Genomic DNA, 17954 nt, shown 5'->3' with positions numbered 1-17954 from the left:
GGTGTGGAAGCGCGGTAACGCGTGGAGCTGACGAATACTAATCGGTCGAGGACTTATCCACACACTTAGCAATCATGCGTATTCAGTTTTGAAGGAATGAGACGAAAAGCTGTATTCCCGATTACTTGTAAAAGTAATGGAGAATGCAGCTTTTTTTGTTATGTAATAGGTTAACCGTGCAGATCGAATGCACGGTTTTTTCGTTTTCTTTTTTTGTCCCTCTATTCTCCCCTACGCTAGAAACAATGGAAGGAGGGGGAGAATGTCCATACATCCGTTACGACTTTTGGCTATATTGCTTCTCGTTACAAGTATTGGTGTAGCGACCTACAGCATTTTGAAGCCGCATCAAGTGACCTATATTCAATTGCGATCAACAGTAGAAAAAGAAAGTGGTCAATTACTTGAAGCAAGGGATATGGAGCCATTAACACTGAGACTAGGAGGGATCTTTCAACAACCCATTGCCCCAATTCCAGGCTTGATTCCATGGGAAGAAGGACAGAGTCTTGTCGGTTTAGCATTCACCCGTCAAGTGAAGGGAGGCCGACCGTTATTGCAAAGTGATTTGGAACTGACCAGTAATGCGCAAGGCAGCGGAGTGATCACAGAAAAAATGACAGGTATGAGCATCCCCGTAGACAATGTAGCAGGAGTTTCACCGCATGTATCAAGCGGAGAAAGGGTGCACGTCTATGCTTCCTTTGAAGATGAGACAGGAGCACATTCTGGACTCCTATTGCAAAACATGCCAATCATTGGCATTCAACGCGAAATGGAGGGAGATCATCCCAATTTGGTAGCTGTGACTCTCTCCCTGACACGAGATGAGGCTGTTCTGCTAACACACGCACTTCATTATGGAAAAATCAGATTGGGCTTAGCTGCAGTGAAGGATGAGGGAAATCCGGGAATAGGAGACGCAAAATTCGCTTCAGAGTTAATGAAGACGAAAACACGCTGGGGTATTAAAAAGGAGGAGCATGAGTGAAAAGACGTTTGCTCATAGTAGATGATGATCGAGATTCAGTTCGTTTGTTAACGGCGCAACTTATAAACAGCAGATGGATCGAAGTTTGCGGGGAAGCACTCGGAGTGGAAGAGGCATGGGCAAAATTACAGGCAAACCAACCCCATTTGGTGTTGCTGGGTGGTATAAAGGGAACGGAAAGAGGTGTGTTGTGTCAGCAATTTCGGCTAGCCTTTCCTCATCTTTCATTTATTGCTGCTTGCTCAAGCAATGAATTAATGTGGGAGCCTTTTTTCCGGAACTTAGGCTTATGGGTTATTGCCAAGCCCATTGAACCAGGGCAAATCGAAGCGTTAGCCATGATGATACAGCCTCCAGGCATGGTAGCAGAAGCTGCTCCAGAACACCACCAGTATGTAATCCAGGAACAGACCAAAAGCTATCCGAGCCAGCCGCCTTCATTCTCCGAGCCAACTACAGGTAGTCTGGTTCTTGAAATGACTCGTCCCAAACAGCTTATAACTGTTTACGGTCCCAAAGGCGGCGTTGGAAAAACATTTATTTCCCGTGAGCTAGCGATTTTCTTTTCCATGCAAAAAAGGGAAGGCGTCCCATTACGGGTAATCGCTGTTGACTTCAATCTTGATCTCGGTACATTTGCGACTACTTTGAATCTCCCCCGTACCCCGAATCTTTTTACATGGGTAAAGGATCTTGATACTCAGTTGCATTCGTATATTCAGGGTCAAGGAAAAGACCCGTATTCCATTAGCAGTGAGGAATGGCAGGAATACGCACAAGCCTTGCCGTTATCTCCTCAACAAATCGAGAAATATGTGGTTGCTCATCCTGATACGGGATTGCATGTACTTACGTCCCCCCGTGATATTCGGCAAAGCTTTGAAATCCGTGACTATCATTTATATCTGATTCTCGAAACGTTAAAACAAAGCAACTACGACGTCATTCTTATCGATACGGCTCCGGATACAACAGATGCAACGATTCAAGCTCTATTCTTTGCAGAACATGTCGTGATGGTGGGAAATCCGGTGGTAGACTCCATTGAAAATATTCAACGATTGCTGAAACTGTTGAGAGAAGCAGAGTATCCTGAAGAACGCATTCAAATTTGCATGAATCGTTTGCAGCGGAAAGAAATGTTTAGCTTAGATGAAATTCGGGCCTACTTCCAACTCCACCCTAACAAAAAAATCTTCTCCATACCTGACGATGTGGAAGTAAAAAAATCGATTAACACCGGAACGCCGGTCATGCTCCAGTCAGGGAGAATTCCGGCCAAGGAAGCCATTGAGACACTAGGAAAAGCACTGTTCCCCGTAGATGAGGAGCAAATGAAGGTGGATGGAAGAGAGAAACCAAAGGAGAAAACATCTCTCTTCAAGTGGTTGTGGGGATGAGGGAGGGTGTCATGTTCGATAAAAAACAGTTACTAGGTATTTCTAATCAAGTCCGTCCTGCGCAAGAATTACGATCAGCGGGGAGGGGAATGGCGGGAGTTCCTACGACGCTACACGAGAAAATGCAAGCCCCGGATCACGAGCGGACGAATGAAAAATGGATTGGGACAGATAGAGAAACGTCGATTCGTACCCAGATTGTCGAGAAATACGGAAAGCGATTATGGGAGGAAAAGCATTCCCCACTTTTTTTAGATGAGCTGACGGCAGATATTCGAATGCTGCTGGAGTCGCAAACCACCCTGACATCCATACAAATGGAAACAGAAGTAAAACGACTGCTGCATTCCTTGACGGGTTGGGGCCCATTAGACACTTTATTAGAGGATAACGACATCACGGAGATTCTTTTTCATCGATATAATTATCTCGTCATTGAAAGAAAAAGTACTGGTCGTCTTGAATCTCCGGACATTGCTGTTTTTCGCGATGAGGAAGAGCTGCTGCGCTTATTGGAACAGATTGCAGCGACAATGGGACGTGAGTTTAATGAAACAAAAGCAGAGTTGCATACACAGCTTCCGGACGGTTCCCGGGTTGCTGCTACGCATCGCTCTATTTCTCCCGATGGTCATATGCTCACGATCAGAAAACACCGTGAGCTACTCAGTGAATCCGATTATTTGCGGTACGGTTCCATTTGCGAGCCCATGCTTCTCTTTTTAAACAGAGCCGTACGTTTATCTCGTGCATCTGGCATTGTCAGTGGAGGAACAGGCTCAGGCAAGACACACATGCTCAATCTTATCTCCCAATACGTCCCTGATCATTTAAGTATTATTACGATCGAGGACGTTTTAGAGATGAAGCTTCAGCATCCCCTTGTGCGCAGATTTTTAGCGAAACCTGCAAATTACGAGGGGAAGGGTGGGTTTTCGATCAAGGATTGTGTTCGCTTGTCCTTGCGAAAAAGGCCGGATGTCATTATGGTCGGTGAGACACGAGGTGGGGAAATCGTAGATATGCTTTGGGCGATGAATACGGACCACCCTGGTAGCTGGAGCACAGCGCATGCAAACTCACCGCGTGCTTTGGTTGATTCAACATTGCCCATTTTATTTGGAAAAGCAGATGAAGGGTATAGTTCCGAAGAGCGCAATTTAATGATCGGTTCAGCACTGGATCTGATTGTTCAAGTAAAGCGTTTTGAAGAAGACGGAAGTCGCAAGGTGGTAGCGATAACGGAGGTAGTTGGGACGGGGCAATCGCATGAAGAATGGATAAAGCGAGCCTGCAATATTAAACAGGTTCTCCCTGATCGGGTGTATTTGCAGGATATATACGTGTACGAAGCAACAGGGGTGGAGAATGGGAGAGTAAAGGGTCACTTCAAATGGACAGGCTATCGCCCAGAGCGGCTGATTAAGCGATGGCTAGAGAAAGGGCTGTCGCGAGAGGAGATTGAGCAAGTCTTTTTCACCACACCAATACCGCTATAGGAGAGGAAAGCATGGACATTAGCTTACCTGTTGCACTCGGGATGGGGATGGCCATCCTGTTATTGATCTTACCCAACAAATTGTATATGCGAGAACCGATGGGGAAGCACGAAATCGTAGAAGTGCTGCAACAGGACAGAAAAACGATTTGGAAGCAGTTTGAGGAGAGGCTGGTCAAATCGCGCTCAGGGTGGGGGGTAAACCAGTATGTGACCCTCTCTTTTTTATTGGGGATCGCGTCCTTTGGTGTAAGTAGTCAGATCTTGCAGTCTTGGTGGATGGCACTGCCTGCTTTGCTTGCGGGGATTATGTTCACTGAACGATTAGTGAGTGTATGGGGAGCTCGTCGAAAGGACGAGTTCGAAGCAGGCAATGTAAAAGCAATTCGCCTCATGGCCAGTTCTTTACGTACTTCTCCATCGTATTTGCATGCGTTTGAACAGGTAGCAGCTAGTCCGTTTTTATCAGAAATCGTTTTAGAGGAATACAGGCGTATTGTAGAGCTATTGAGGGCACAAGTCCCGTTGGAGCACGTAATGAATCGATTCTTTGAACGCACAGGATCAGCAGATGTCAAATATTTAGCGACCATTGTCCACATTCAACGTGAGATGGGCGGAGATATGGCCAAAACGCTGGATTTGGCTGCCTCTTCGATATTGCGGCGCAGACAGTCGCTCCGTAGACAAAAAGCAGCTATGGCTCAAATCGTTGCACAAGTGAATTTACTAAGTGTCATGCCGTTTGTTTTTGTCATTGCGTTGTATGTGAATAATCCGAATCATTTTGACCCACTAACGGCCACAATGGGGGGACGGTTTCTTATTTTGGCAAGCTTGGCTTCTATTTTGATTGGGGGAGAAGCGATTCGTTATGTTGCGCATAAAAGCATAAGCAGGGGAGCATAGGAGAGGATGCAATGTTCGTTCTCGTTCTTAGTACATTGGTGAGTGTTGCTATATTTCTGTACGGCTTGCCGTATTGTGTGAGTAAAGGGGAACCAATCTCCGCCACTCTATCCGGCAGGATTGACTCCGAGAAACAAGCCAAGCTTGAGCAATCGTTTCGACAAGGACGAAAAAGGTGGACACTGGTTCAAAGCTTGGAGAAAAACCAAGTACTGCTACAGCATTTCTACAAATGGACGGGTATTGATAAGAAAAAAACAGGGGAAACATTGGCTCGTCTGGGGATCGACATCAGCCTGACAGAGATTGTTTTGTTCCGGCTCATCAGTATGTGTTTCATTGTTTCATCGCTATCTTCATTGTCAGTGAGCATGGTGAACGGTGAAAAAATTGGTACGGTGGATGGGCTTCCCTTAATGTTTAGCTTATTTTTGTACTTGCTGCCGAACATGCTGCTAGATCGGGCGGACAAGCGTGCAAAAGCTGAAATTCGGGAGCAGGTCCCTATCTTTTTCAGCATTGTGCAATCACTGGTGGAAGCAGGCACGCCATTGCAGCAAGCTGTTAAGCACACAGCGAGGCGTTTTGATGCAAGACTCGGCAGAGAGCTCGCGAGCCTAGAAATGGGAGAAAAAAAGCATGGGAACTGGAGAAAGGCGCTTGAAGAGTTGGCCTTTCGGTGGGAGGTAGATTCGTTGACTACCATCGCGCTGGAGATGAACGAGGCGATGAAAAAAGGGGTAAGCATATCACAAATGTTGTCTGTCCAAGTAGAGGAGCAAGTGAGACAACAAGAAGATGAAGCTGCTACCCATATGAATCGGTTAAATATTAGGTTATTGCCTTTTGTCATTTTGTTAATGGGTCTGCCGCTGTTGTTTTTAGTGATGGGTCCTGCATTCATCGGCATCGGGGAAAGCTTGTAGAAAAATAAGCACGTGTAAATATTTTTGCGAGAGGCACTGTCTTTTGGCAGAGTGAAAATAGAACCAAAATCTCAATGAGGAGTGAATGGAATGGGAACCATAGCAGATTACGTCAAGCGTTTTTGGTATGAGGAGGACGGTGTTACGATCGTTGAAATGGTCATTATCATTGCCGTCATCTTGATTGTGCTTATTCCGACACTGACACAATTAGGCACTGCCGAAGACGAGAAGCTGAAGGAACTGCAAGAAAAGATAAGCAAATGACAAACGTAGTCTTGCTAGGCGTATTAGGGGCGGCAGCATGGATGGATTGGAGACAAAGAAAAATACCGAATACTCTTGTTTTTCCAGTGATTGCTGTCGGCTTATTGTATCAGTGGGAAGGTGAATTATTAGCCGGAGCATTGTTAGGTGTGGCAGGAGCCTTTTTGTTGACAGTTGGCCCCGTATTCTTAAAAGGGATGGGGATGGGTGATCAAAAGCTACTAATGGCTGTTGGGGCTTGGACGAGCTGGAGTGTTGTGTATTCTTTGTTTTTGCATTCTATCATGTTGTGCCTCATTGTTATTGTGTTCTATCCACATAATTGGGCTCGCCTTCACAACAATCTTCAAATCATAGCAGCCGGATGGACAGCTCATCGACAAGTTTGGCTTCCAGGCAGGGAAAAAACAGCCTTTTCATTCCCCTACGCCGTATATTTGCTGGGTGCTTTTGTGTTCCAATTCGTATGTGATGTCATCGGAGCAAGCAGATGATCATACGCATGGGACGAATGATACGTGCGAGGGTGAAAGATGAGCGAGGCAGCCAAATGATCGAGTTTATTCTAGTGTTTCCTTTAGTTTGGATCTTGATCGTATTCTCCTTTGACCAATTCAGCATGATGTACAACAAGCAAAAGGCATTGGCGGCTGCGTATGAGGCGGGGAGAATTGCTGCAGTGCAGCCCAATTTCGGTTTGGCCAAATTCCATGCGAAACAGCGAGGTACATCCGAATTAGCACAAGGTATTGGAGTCTTTCACAAAGATGTGCAGCTGGAGCTTGATGGGAACGGCTGGAGAAAAGGTAGTCATGTAAAAGCTGAAGCAACAGTTTCATTTCGGCTTCTCGCTACGGGAGAATTATTCGAGATAACGGAAAGCTATCACATGATGGTTGAAAATGCGGAGGAGAAGCAATGAATGATTCGTTGCATCATTTTTTGATTCGAGTGAAGGAAGAGCGCGGGGCAACAATGATTACTGTGCTCTTCTTTCTCTTCTGCTTGGGCGGTCTGCTCTCTATCCTGTTATTTTTGGAGCAGACAGATTATCTAAAAATGAAGATGCAACATACAGCAGATCTGATTACCAAAGGAGCACGTACGGCTGGAAAATGGGAGTACGTGGATACAAACGGAGATAAGCAAACCAGATTGTTTGCGACAACAGAAGAAGCTGAACAGCGTGATGCGGATATCATTCGCGGGGCACGTGAAGAAGCGGGGATTCTTTGGAGGCTAAACAGGCCGAATCTAGAGGGGACAAGTGATAAGGTCTCTGTCATTCACCAAAAAGGTGAACGGCCTTATTTGTACTTGCAAGGAATCTATCATTTAGAAGTAAAGGTTGAAAAGAATATACCTGTATTTTGGGATGAGCTTTTTGTAAAAATGAACAGAGTCTCCCAGTCTGGGGTCTATGAATAAAGTCACGATTTTGAACAAAGGTACTGTTATTTTTGTCCTAATCCCGCATGGTAATTTAGTAGTATATTCCAAAAATGGGGATAGGAGTGAGATGACAGTGCCCTCAAAAATAGTTGATCGGTACAAACGAATTCTTAACGGAGAGCAAAAGCGTTTTTCCCCGTATGAGTTTGAAGATGTGATGTACCGAAAGCAAAAAGTCCAATTAGTTGTTAGATATGCGATTGAAAATGTAAAAAGATGGACTCCTGAGCAGGCGAGACGTGAATTGAGCTTGCAGGATGTCAAAGAACTGAAGCTGCATTTGGTGAGAGAATTTATTGAGCCGCCTATCGAGGCAAAGGCGGAGGATGTGTATTACTTCGTCGAATTCGCTTATCCGTATTTACCTCGGCTTTCAGAAGAACAACGAGTGTTATGGGTTTACCAAGAAGTTCTTTCAGGCATAAGACGTCATTTTCCCCCAGCTTATTTTCAGAGCATAAAGGGTGAGGAACGGGCAAAAATATGCGTCGACTACATGTGCAAGCATCTGCTAAAGCTGGCAGATTTGCGTCAACTACCAAGTATCTTCAGCAAAACAGAGAGAGCCTATACGCTCCTGAAAACATATAAACTCAAGATTCTCGTCGATACACTCTACTTTTCACCGTTTGATATGGTCACTGAAATGTATCCCGAACTGAGTGATCCCTCTTATTGGGAAGAGTTATAAAAATATTTGCACAACCCTGCTGTCTTTTTTTACGGTAGAGATAGTTTCATAGGCTTATAAGCAGATGAAACGGCCGTACTCTACAGGTGAGAGAAGGAGGCGTTGCGTATGGCAACAGTAGAGGCTCACCAGAAATGCTCTGCATCCGTGGAGCAGCTTCTAGGGCGACAAGTACGCTACCAGAAGCACAAACCCGGCAGACATCTTTCGGTGGAAAGAGTTCCGCAGGGAGCGTTCCAGATCGAATCCGTACATCGATTTGGAGACAGAGTAGTACTCAATGACGGGCTAATCGTAATGGAGAATGCTCCAACCGTCATGGAGCGCGGGGGAAGGATCGCTCTTCTTTTCGCGACCGGAGAAGAACTTTACTTTGTAACTGAGTAGGTTCTCTTAATCGCCTTGCACGGGTGCGTGTGAGGCGACCCATAAAGCGAAATGCCTGGTTTATCAGGCTAAATACGATTCATCGACGAGTTGAGAACGCTGTTGGAGAATATCTATCGTTCTATAAAAAGGAAAATGGGGGTATCTTGACGTGTTGGCAAAGAGTGCAATCGAATTAGTCAACCGCTGCTATGAGGAGACAAACAAGCTGACATTGTTGTCATTGGAAGAGTTTAAGGAATCCTTTATTGCTTTTGTTTTTGGAGATTACCAGGAAGAGTTTACGGTTCAGTATGATCTGGAAGAGTTTTATGAGCATCTGAATCAGCTTCAGCTATCGAATTGCCGGAGAGATTTTGATCGAGCAGTTGAGGAATGGTACATCACAGAGTATGGAAGCGGGTATAAAGGCGTCAATTATCATGACATTTTGTTTACGCTGGTAAAGGAAGCAGTCGTTCAATACCAATCGCCAAATCGGATAGCACTCATCCGAGACGTAACCAAGCTCCTAACTATGCCAAATGGATTTCTCGCCCGATGGCAAAATGGCCAGATACGTGAACGTCCCATCCCTACATATTTTAAATACTTGATGAAGCTCGGAGTACGTACACATGAAGATATTGAAACGTTGGTAGACATGTGGCTGGTAGAGTACCCAAACGCATTTAATAAGAAGCAGCAGGAGCTATTTGCCAATCCACCAAGAAGGGGAAGACCTAATAACGTCGAGCTCGCTCTGTTAATCGAGCTAGCCATGAAAGTGAGACCAGAAATGACAGCTCAGGAACGGGAGCGGCTTCGCAAAATATACTATTATCATCGCAAATCCCTCACTGTTCGAGAGATGGTTGAGAAATTTGAGAAATACATCGCCAGTAAAAATAAATCAAATGATTCCCAGGTGGGATAATCATGTTTCACCAAATGAGCCGCTTTGTCTCCAGGTTCCGTGATTTGGAGCAGCAGGAGTTTTCACAGTCTATTGAGGAAGAGCGGCAATGGAGATTACTTAAAGAAAAGCTTGCTTCTCCACAAATAGTTGATCAACAGGAGTCGTATCAGCGTAAATGTATTGCCGTTATGAGTTTGTATGCACAGGCTGGAGCTAGTTTTCTTGCGAGTAACCTAGCGTATTCATGGTCTGGAAAAGGCATTCCTGTTACCCTTTGCGAGTTGCCAAAAGTGACATCCTATTATTATTTTGCTCTGGATTTTGAACGTAGAGCTCAACAAAGAGTAAGAGACTCTCCTACATCATTGCTCCTCATGCAGAATAACCATCTTCGCATCCAGATAGAACCCCCAGCACAACTTCAGCACGAATCTTCTCAAGCAGATACAGCCAACTGGTTACTACGAGTTTGTAAGGATAGTCCCATTGTTGTCATTGATGTTTCTTCCTACTGGAATGATATCCACTCCAAACAAATTTTTGAGCATGCCGACGAAATATGGGTAGTTTTTGATGCCGATTTGGCTAGGCTTACCCGTTTATTCCTGGTAGAGCCTATCCCTGCTTGGTGGAAGACAGAAAGGAGAAAAATAAAAATGATAGCAAACAAGTGGAATAGCCAGTTGTCTCGGACAAGCATCATGAAAAAAGTAGAAGGAACTCTCTCCCTATGGGATCAGCAGTCTGGAGGTGTACAGGTAACTGACATGATTCCGTTGATGGATGGAGAGAAAACAGCAATGGCAAGCGCCAAAGCCAATCTACTTTTAGAGCTTTTCCCCGAGGAAGAGATTGAGTTTCAGTCATTGATTCATGCTTATAAAGGAAGGATGTTATGAAGAAGCAAACATTGCTTGTTATTTGCTTAATTTCGTTTTTGCTAGCAGGGTCGTCCTTTTATGCAGCGACTCAATATATTGACGCGATAGCTGCGGAAAAGCTGTTTGCCCCAGTCGTAAAGGTAGCCGCAGGGAAAGAAATATCAGCCTTTGAGCCAATTACACAAGATGACGTGATACTTGTACAGGAAGAGGTGGATGAAATTCTTCCAGGTTCAGCGCGTGATTTGGATACCGTTCTGGGGAAAAGGAGCACGCAGACTATATACGAAGGCGAGCAATTATTAGTGGAGAAGCTGACAGATTCACAGCTTTTACCGGAAAAAGGGGAGGCGCGTTACGAGTTCCCCCTACTATCCATTCATCCTTTAACGGAATTACGCAAGGGCGATCATGTGAAAATTTGGGTCAAATACAAGAGTCCCTCGGAACTGCAAGGCTATCTTACACCAATACATTTTCAAAAAACTAATGATACGGCAGATCTATTATTTGAAAGTCAGCTTGCAAGCGTGAGGGACAGTAATGGTATTGAGATCTATACATTGAAGCCGAGCTTGTTGCCATCGCCTGATCAGATGGATTCTATCTTTCATGGATCACGAGAAAAACCGTTGCAGAATGGCGAAAAACGATATCGTGACTACAGGGTTCAGCCAACAGCACTACCTGCTTTTATCGGCTTTAATTTGACAGACGAGGAGTATGTGATAGTAAGCGAGGCAATGTCATATGGGATGCTTCAGGTAGGTCATATTATGGGTTCGAAGGAGCAAGCGTCATGAAAATTTTAGTTTGTTATCCGATGAAGTCACTCGCCAAGACGTATATGCCTGTGTACAGTGATGTGCTGGTAGCTGAGTCGGCGGCGGAGTTTTCACGGCTTGTGCAGCTTTATATGCCAGAAGCTTCCGTGATCTTTTCCGAAATGTTCAACTCTCCCGTTTGGGAATGGCTTCCGGCACTGAAAGCACAACTCCCGCCTAACTCACCGTTAATTATTGTTCCTCTCTATCGGGATGAGAAGATGATTGAGAAGGTAGCCGAGGAATCTGGGCTAGAGCATGTATACCTGTTATCAGCCCATTTATCCCAAGAAGAAATACGCCATCAAATCAGTCTGATTCTAGGCTTCGTCAAAGAGTGTGTAGATATTGGATCGTCAAAAGAAAAGGGGCTCGTTTACGCTTTATTGAGCTACGGTGCTTCTGGCATTACTACTTTTTGTATTAATTATCCAGTCATACTAGCGAGGCAGCATCCTGAAAAGCGAATTGTCGTACTTGATATGAATGACGCTAAGCCCGATTTATCACGATTCTTCAAACTCCAACAACATCAATTATCTTTATTTCGCCCTGACTTTATCGATATACAAACAACTGCCAAGCGTAACTGGAGCAATGTCTGCAAACAGAGCGCTCACTTACCTAATTTGTATTACGCTCATGCTGCTAGCAAATGGAAAAGCTCAGAATTAAGCAATCTAATTAATGTGTTTCGCATGCAGTTTGACTATGTATACGTCGATTGGGGTTACTGCTTTCCTGAGTCTGAGACTCTACAGAGGTTGCTTCATACTGTTGACCGCAATCTTTTATTCGTGAGAGCTGATCCCTTTAGTATCGATAGTGCTAGAGAGTGGTTGTATAAATGGAGAGAAAGAGGAGTGAAATGCGAGGTTCTGCTCAGTCATTTAGATCCTGGACAACCTTTTCGAATCGGAGAGGATGTTTCAGTCTACGGTGTAGTACCACGCATTTCGGAGAGCAGGCTCATGCAATCTCATCAGAGCTGCAGTGTATTAATAGAAGAGTTTTTCGCTCCCAAATCGTACATCAGCAGTTTGAAGGAAATTGCTAAAGCACAATATATGGATAGAAGTGCGGTGTTTTGCTGATGAGAGGGATAGATAGAGAACAACCAGTTAAATCGGACATCCAAACCATCGAGGACATTAAACAAGTAGCAAGAGATTATTTAAATCATTTTGGCAAAACTCGAGAAGAGAAGCTAGAGATGCAGCGAATTCTCGCTCTGGCAGAACAGGGAGACCGTGATAGTCACAATCATATTATTCTTCGTTTACAGCATTATTTTGAGGAAGTCCTCCAACGACCGGTAACCGAACAAATTTTGCCGCATGTTAACGGTTACGAAGGTCTCGCCTTTTCTACTTACGGTTGGGGCATACTCGATGCCGTCCTCCATTTGTCTCCGTGGGTAGAGGAAGTGCGAATTTCTGCAAACCGCAACATTGCGTACTTGGAGCAAGGGGTCAAAAAATTTCTCTCTTACACACCAAGCTGGAAAGAGGTTGAAACCCTACAACAAAAATTGACCAATACAGCGGGTCTATCATTTAACGAAAAAAAACCAAGATTAAGCGGATACTTACATTCACTAAAAGCGAGATTGACCATGTTCACTTTCCCTTATTCCAGAGTACCAACCATTCTGGTTCGACGATTTACAACAACTGCGTTTTCGCTCGACCAACTCCGTACACAGCAACAGCCAGCCTTCGACCAAAGAATTCAATGGCTTATCGAACAGCAAGTGTACGGACGCAGTAATGTGCTGGTTATTGGACCGATGGCTGCAGGGAAAACAACGTTGATGATGTGTATGTTGAAGCTGAAGGACCCTCGGACAGAATATATCACGATCTTTGAAAGTGAACACGAGATGCGATTTGGTGATATTTGGCCAGGGGAAGTGATTGAACTCCAAAACGTGGAGGAAATCGGCATTGAATTAGGGCACTGCTTCAAAGACATGTACCGATCAACAGCAAATACGATTTTGATTGGAGAAATTCGTGAGCCTATAGAAGCGTACCATTTTATAAATGCCGGAATCAGAGGGACAGACGCTACAATCGGAGCAATGCACGAACGATTTGCTCATAGAGCGTTACATGATTTGACCGATCTTGTTTATCAATACGGAGGACGAAGTGTCGAGCTGACCCAGGAGCGAATTAGCAGGGCAGTCAATTTTGTCAATTCGCTTACATACCGCAACAGTGGTCACCGTTTTATTGATGCCATTCATACGACGGAATGGAATTCAGCTTTTAACCGAGTCGAATCTGTTCCCCTTGTAAGTCGCAACATGCAGACGGGAGCTTATGAATGGACGGGGAATCAGCTAAGCCCACATTTAGTTGAATACATGTGTTACGTCGGCAAAGCCGACATGGAAGTGTTGAAAGAGCTACGTCTCACCGATATAAGCAGGCAACTATGATTTACACGTTTCTTTTCCCAGTGTTTCTATGTCTCTTCTCTGGCTTTTTGTTTCTCGGCTTACACTTATATAAGGGATGGAGAATTCCGCGCGTATTCTTCCCGCGCACAGTTGAGGTATGGAGAGAGAAATTCTTAAGGCATTCCACCCGGCGCATGATGTATGAACGCTTCGAGCGTTGGTGTCAAATCGTGGGAGGTAAAACAGAAGGGTACTTATTACTATCTATGATTGGCGGGATAGCGGGATTCATCTCGGGTATTTTGCTAGGAAATATGATTGTATCCTTGTCGCTTTTTCTCTTATTCCTCTTGCTGCCAACACTGATTCTATACGCACGCTATACCGTACAAATGAATAAAAAAATTAGTTCATTCTGTCGCTTCGTAGAGTTGTTTGCCCGTTATTATAACAGTCGAAAAAACATTGTCCTTACTTTTCGCGAAATGATAGAGGAATGCCCCAAAGAGTTATTGCCTGACCTCCTTCTGCTAAACAATAGCCTTTCGGATGGGGGAAACTCGGTTGCGGCAGTGGAACAGTTTGCGCAGAGACTGGACCATCCGTGGGCTTTTGACTTTGCAACGTATATTTCCAGCGGTTTGGAAGGGGAGACAGAAGATATTCAATCACCACTAAATCGGTTAACGAATGAGATGTTTGTACAACAAGATGAAAAGCATGAGCGTGATAGTGAAATATACTCCATTTGGATCAGCCTGTTAATCGTCATAGCGATTTGCATTTGCTTGATCCCCTACAATCAAGGGTTGCTTCAGGATTCCTATCGTCTCTATTTCTACACGCCAGATGGACAAGCCATATTAGCGATTGCGGTGACGGTGTGGATTTTTTCGATCCTACTGGCTTTTATTTGGGGAAGGAGATATCGCTAATGCCAATGCTTATCATGTATACCTACCTTGGATTAGGCGCTCTATTTGTCTTTAGTGCAGCGTTTATGATCGGGAAGTATTTGTTTCACAAGCAAAAGCCAAAGCTGTTTGTTTCTGGGGTGTGGTGGGAAAAGTGGGAGCAGGCACTCAAGCCTGACGAAGACGACAAATGGGAGCAGTTACTATCACGAGCAGGAAGGCCTTTTGGATGGGGTAAACCGGAGTGGGTATTTCTGCAATTGTTGACTGGAAGTACCGTTTGCATCCTGATTCTTATGTGGGTCGTCGTGAGTCGAATGGAATCATTCCCAGTTCTGTCGATGTGTCTGGCATCTGCAGGCAGTTACATGCTTCCTTACATGGGCTTGAAGATGTGGGCAAACCACAGAGAGGACATGCTGAGCACAGATATCGCCAGATTTATCAATCGCTATGTGACCCTTCTGGAAAATCAGGTGCCCATTTACAATGCTATGGTCAAGGCTGCAAGACCGACTAGAAAGCTAAAGGAATATATCCCTACTTTATCCGAGTGGAACAGAGACCCTAATGATGCGCTTGAGAGCTTTAAACGGAAAATTGGCGTCGATGACGGAATTATCCTCGTATCAAGTATGCGTACAATTGAGACGCTGAGCGAAGGACAAGTAAGTGCAACTATGCAACGAATGGAGTGGGCTGTCGATCATCGAAGAATGTTTCGTCATCGAAAAAAGATAAAGTCTTTAGGGATTGGCTACACGGTCATTGTCTACCCGGCATTTTACATGGGGTTATTGGTAGCCATGTTTCCTTGGTATAAGCTGCTGACAGAAATACTGGATAAATATTTGACCTGAGGAGGAGCAACTTATGACGAAGCTATTATCTATCATCATGTGCATCGTTTTCTCTTTAGGAATAATTGTTTCTAGCCTGTCTGAAATAAACACATCGGTAGTGAGAGAAGACGGGCTGAGAGATAGAGCAGTTGGGTGGATCGACAAAGCCATACCTTAAATCACGTATGAGAAAAGGGGAAAATTGAAATGTCGAAAATGTTTTTTATATTTTTAGCATGCGTCATGGTGTTAGGGATCGGTGTTAGCAGTTATGGCAATGAGTTAAGCCCTGCGGCAAACGATTCTGCCGAGAGCATTAACCAATCCATCACATCGCTGAACTACGATACCCGAAATGAAAACATCAACTTTAGAATGCAAAACGGCACATCCTATACGTCGTCAAACTGATGTTGCACATCCACGTACTTCTCATCATTTCGATTATGGTAGGGAGCTTGTGCGCGGTGCTTTGGAATCTCCAACCAGAGGAGCAGCTTAAACAGACACAACAAGAAAGGGTGTATCGAGCAGCGACGGTCATCTTCCATTAAAGAAGAGCTGGCGTTTCTAAAACGATGGTGAAAGCAAAAGTCTTCCTTATTTGTCTACTGGTCCTTCTATTGATCACTTCCGCACTGGGAGCTTACCACTTGTACGCAATGGAAAGGGCGATTGCCCGTGGAATCTATGCTGACTTACTGGATGATATGCAGGACATCGGGTATTTGGAGCCGACGTTAGCAGATTACTATCTTCTGAAAATGAAAGAACTGGGTTGGGAAGTGACAGGGGATGCGTTTGCTGGGAGCTGGCCTCGAACCGAGAGCGAGCGGGCTCGCAAAGAGCGGCAGGAGGCGATTATCTTGTCGCTTACCATCCAGCCTTCAAAAGTGACCCAATGGCTGCAAACATTTGTGGAGGGGGATACGTCCTTTTCCTTTACGGGAAGCCGTCCGTCCGAATACTTTGATCCAGGGTGGTAGTGCATGAATAAAATGATTAGCATTTTGGCTGTAATGGCAATTGTTTTGCCTTTGACGGTAGGTTTGCTTCTCACCGGTCCGCAAAATCTCTTTTCGGCATGTACGCAATTTTTCGGTGATTTGCTCGCTGAAGTAACGCGTTTTGGTACAGGCTAATGGGTCAATTAATCGCTGTGATACTGAACATTATGGTTATGCTACTCGTTCCATTAGGGCTTTTACAGGTACATACGGTTGTTCAGGCCAGGAACGAATTATTGGAAGTGAGCGCGGTCGCTACAAAATACGTTAGCAACCACGGGGGGACGAGTGCAGCCAACCTGCAACAAGAGGTTCGGGCATTGATCGCTCGGGAGCTGCGAGAGAAAAAGTTCTCCTTTCCAGATCAGGAGCTATCTGTCAGTGTCACTCGCACTCGTTCGCTTGATCCCGTTCTGTGGAGCCATGAAGATGAGTTTGTCGTGGAGCTGGCAATTCCATACCCCCGCTTTACCTCGTGGATTCCAATGCCAGCTGATTCCTTGCAAGTCCAGAGAATAGGTACAGTTAACATCATGGACTACGATTTGTAAAAGCTCCCGTTAGGAGGCTATCGTTACGGGTATAAATATCTTATCCATTTCTACGATGTTGTTCTTTTTGCTGGTAGGTATGTTTATTGTAGATGCAGACATCGCCATGCAGAAAAAAACAGAACTGAAGATACTCCTGGAGTTGTCTAATCATCACGCTACCTTTGCTGTTGATCCTGTATTGAAAACAGAGGGTGTGATTGATCTGCTCGAAGACGAGGCTCTTGAACGTTTTGATGACAGAATGTATGAGAATGGTGGTTACCGTCGTGAGCAAGCCATGTTTGTCCCTCAAGCAGACAGTGTGACCACTGATCCCATTCCTTTCTCGCGCTATTATGTGGATTTCCGTTCGTGGCGCAATGACCTTCAATTACGCCTGCAGTACAATGGGACAACTCTCGTGACAGAGCGAGCAACGAAAGGGCCAGCGCGTCTGGGAGGTGGAATGCTGCAGATTACCGTCGTAACTGAGCGTGGGGAGGAACTGCAGCTTGCACCGAAAACGATGGTCGGTCCATCCCATGTCGTAGTTGCCTATATCGACGAGCGACCGTTTCTGCCGATACTGCCGTCGCATTCGTTTCCGGTCGTATCTGTAGAAGAACTGAAAGATTAGTCAGACTTATTTACAAATTGCAAATTCTTCTGGTACTATGTAGGAAAGTGCTTACCCAGCTTGCGATTGTGAGGAAGTCGCTCTCCGAACATCCCGTTTGCCGGTCCGTTAAGCATAGTAAAAGTGGGGTTATTGATTTGTTTGATAAAGATACCATTTATATCGTAGGCGATGCACAGTCCTCTTCGAACAATCCGATTACACAGCAATTCAGTGCTTTTTTTATTGGATTGGTTGTCGATACTTCCAACGACAAGATCGTAGATGCGGCTTGTTCCTCCACGGTCCAACTGACGTCTGACTTTGCTCGGTCGATCTTTATCGGTCATTCGATTATGGCGTCGGAGGAAATTGGCGAAGAGATTCGCTTTCGGTATTTTGGATCTTCCCAAAAAACATTGATCGCAGCGTTTAAGGACGCGCAAAAGAAGTACAAACAAGCAGTTTCCACGAGAAATAAAGCCACAGTCACCAAATGAATACACCCGCT

At 44.9% G+C, this 17954-nt stretch carries 24 protein-coding genes; all 24 read left to right on the top strand.

Features of this window, described 5'->3' with window-relative positions:
* Window positions 1-262: 262 nt before the first annotated feature.
* Window positions 263-991: a Flp pilus assembly protein CpaB gene (cpaB, locus tag C7R94_RS24850; protein ID WP_106785369.1), complete on the top strand. Its 729-nt coding sequence runs from the start codon at window positions 263-265 to the stop codon at window positions 989-991.
* Window positions 988-2391: a CpaE/TadZ family protein gene (locus C7R94_RS24845; protein WP_106785368.1), complete on the top strand. Its 1404-nt coding sequence runs from the start codon at window positions 988-990 to the stop codon at window positions 2389-2391. Before cpaB ends, C7R94_RS24845 begins: the two co-directional genes overlap by 4 nt.
* A gap of 11 nt (window positions 2392-2402) precedes the next feature.
* Entirely contained in the window at window positions 2403-3890 is a 1488-nt protein-coding gene (locus tag C7R94_RS24840) for a TadA family conjugal transfer-associated ATPase (protein WP_106785367.1), read from the top strand.
* An 11-nt stretch (window positions 3891-3901) separates the two neighbouring features.
* Entirely contained in the window at window positions 3902-4798 is an 897-nt protein-coding gene (locus C7R94_RS24835) for a type II secretion system F family protein (protein WP_106785366.1), read from the top strand.
* 11 nt (window positions 4799-4809) lie between these two features.
* Window positions 4810-5724 (top strand): type II secretion system F family protein, encoded by a 915-nt coding sequence (locus C7R94_RS24830; RefSeq protein ID WP_106785365.1) that lies wholly within the window; start codon window positions 4810-4812, stop codon window positions 5722-5724.
* Window positions 5725-5814: 90 nt separating this feature from the next.
* A complete protein-coding gene (locus C7R94_RS24825; protein WP_012683911.1) occupies window positions 5815-5991 on the top strand; it encodes a hypothetical protein in 177 nt (58 codons plus the stop codon).
* Complete coding sequence (locus tag C7R94_RS24820) at window positions 5988-6485, top strand: A24 family peptidase (protein ID WP_106785364.1); 498 nt, start codon at window positions 5988-5990, stop codon at window positions 6483-6485. The genes C7R94_RS24825 and C7R94_RS24820 overlap by 4 nt, the downstream gene beginning before the upstream one ends.
* Window positions 6482-6913 (top strand): TadE/TadG family type IV pilus assembly protein, encoded by a 432-nt coding sequence (locus C7R94_RS24815; RefSeq protein WP_106785363.1) that lies wholly within the window; start codon window positions 6482-6484, stop codon window positions 6911-6913. The genes C7R94_RS24820 and C7R94_RS24815 overlap by 4 nt, the downstream gene beginning before the upstream one ends.
* Window positions 6910-7419, top strand: coding sequence for a hypothetical protein (locus tag C7R94_RS24810; protein ID WP_106785362.1), 510 nt, complete (start codon window positions 6910-6912; stop codon window positions 7417-7419). Before C7R94_RS24815 ends, C7R94_RS24810 begins: the two co-directional genes overlap by 4 nt.
* A 97-nt stretch (window positions 7420-7516) precedes the next feature.
* Window positions 7517-8134 (top strand): DUF4046 domain-containing protein, encoded by a 618-nt coding sequence (locus tag C7R94_RS24805; protein WP_047074848.1) that lies wholly within the window; start codon window positions 7517-7519, stop codon window positions 8132-8134.
* 108 nt (window positions 8135-8242) lie between these two features.
* Window positions 8243-8521 carry a hypothetical protein gene (locus C7R94_RS24800; protein WP_047074827.1) on the top strand — a complete coding sequence of 93 codons (279 nt, stop codon included), beginning with the start codon at window positions 8243-8245 and terminating at the stop codon, window positions 8519-8521.
* 151 nt (window positions 8522-8672) lie between these two features.
* Window positions 8673-9437, top strand: coding sequence for a hypothetical protein (locus C7R94_RS24795; protein ID WP_106785361.1), 765 nt, complete (start codon window positions 8673-8675; stop codon window positions 9435-9437).
* A 2-nt stretch (window positions 9438-9439) separates the two neighbouring features.
* Window positions 9440-10318, top strand: a complete 879-nt coding sequence (locus C7R94_RS24790) for a CpaE/TadZ family protein (RefSeq protein WP_106785360.1) — start codon at window positions 9440-9442, stop codon at window positions 10316-10318.
* Window positions 10315-11103 carry an SAF domain-containing protein gene (locus C7R94_RS24785; protein WP_106785359.1) on the top strand — a complete coding sequence of 263 codons (789 nt, stop codon included), beginning with the start codon at window positions 10315-10317 and terminating at the stop codon, window positions 11101-11103. The genes C7R94_RS24790 and C7R94_RS24785 overlap by 4 nt, the downstream gene beginning before the upstream one ends.
* A complete protein-coding gene (locus C7R94_RS24780; protein WP_106785358.1) occupies window positions 11100-12218 on the top strand; it encodes a hypothetical protein in 1119 nt (372 codons plus the stop codon). Before C7R94_RS24785 ends, C7R94_RS24780 begins: the two co-directional genes overlap by 4 nt.
* The gene (locus tag C7R94_RS24775; RefSeq protein ID WP_106785372.1) at window positions 12218-13570 is read left to right on the top strand and encodes an ATPase, T2SS/T4P/T4SS family; all 1353 of its coding nucleotides are present in this window, start codon (window positions 12218-12220) and stop codon (window positions 13568-13570) included. Before C7R94_RS24780 ends, C7R94_RS24775 begins: the two co-directional genes overlap by 1 nt.
* 191 nt (window positions 13571-13761) lie before the next feature.
* Entirely contained in the window at window positions 13762-14466 is a 705-nt protein-coding gene (locus C7R94_RS24770; RefSeq protein ID WP_233220655.1) for a hypothetical protein, read from the top strand.
* A complete protein-coding gene (locus C7R94_RS24765) occupies window positions 14466-15305 on the top strand; it encodes a hypothetical protein (RefSeq protein WP_106785356.1) in 840 nt (279 codons plus the stop codon). The genes C7R94_RS24770 and C7R94_RS24765 overlap by 1 nt, the downstream gene beginning before the upstream one ends.
* A gap of 13 nt (window positions 15306-15318) precedes the next feature.
* Window positions 15319-15465, top strand: a complete 147-nt coding sequence (locus C7R94_RS30400) for a hypothetical protein (RefSeq protein WP_007725181.1) — start codon at window positions 15319-15321, stop codon at window positions 15463-15465.
* A 484-nt stretch (window positions 15466-15949) separates the two neighbouring features.
* Window positions 15950-16273, top strand: coding sequence for a hypothetical protein (locus C7R94_RS24755; protein ID WP_233220656.1), 324 nt, complete (start codon window positions 15950-15952; stop codon window positions 16271-16273).
* Between the two features lie 3 nt (window positions 16274-16276).
* Complete coding sequence (locus C7R94_RS30395; protein ID WP_012683926.1) at window positions 16277-16429, top strand: hypothetical protein; 153 nt, start codon at window positions 16277-16279, stop codon at window positions 16427-16429.
* Complete coding sequence (locus tag C7R94_RS24750; protein WP_106785354.1) at window positions 16429-16845, top strand: hypothetical protein; 417 nt, start codon at window positions 16429-16431, stop codon at window positions 16843-16845. The genes C7R94_RS30395 and C7R94_RS24750 overlap by 1 nt, the downstream gene beginning before the upstream one ends.
* Window positions 16846-16900: 55 nt before the next feature.
* A complete protein-coding gene (locus tag C7R94_RS24745) occupies window positions 16901-17464 on the top strand; it encodes a hypothetical protein (RefSeq protein ID WP_106785353.1) in 564 nt (187 codons plus the stop codon).
* 137 nt (window positions 17465-17601) lie between these two features.
* Entirely contained in the window at window positions 17602-17943 is a 342-nt protein-coding gene (locus C7R94_RS24740) for a DUF3870 domain-containing protein (protein WP_012683929.1), read from the top strand.
* Window positions 17944-17954 lie beyond the last annotated feature (11 nt).

The sequence above is a fragment of the Brevibacillus sp. NRRL NRS-603 genome (assembly GCF_003013445.1).
GTDB lineage: Bacteria > Bacillota > Bacilli > Brevibacillales > Brevibacillaceae > Brevibacillus > Brevibacillus formosus.
This window is presented reverse-complemented; position numbering and strand designations above follow the sequence as displayed.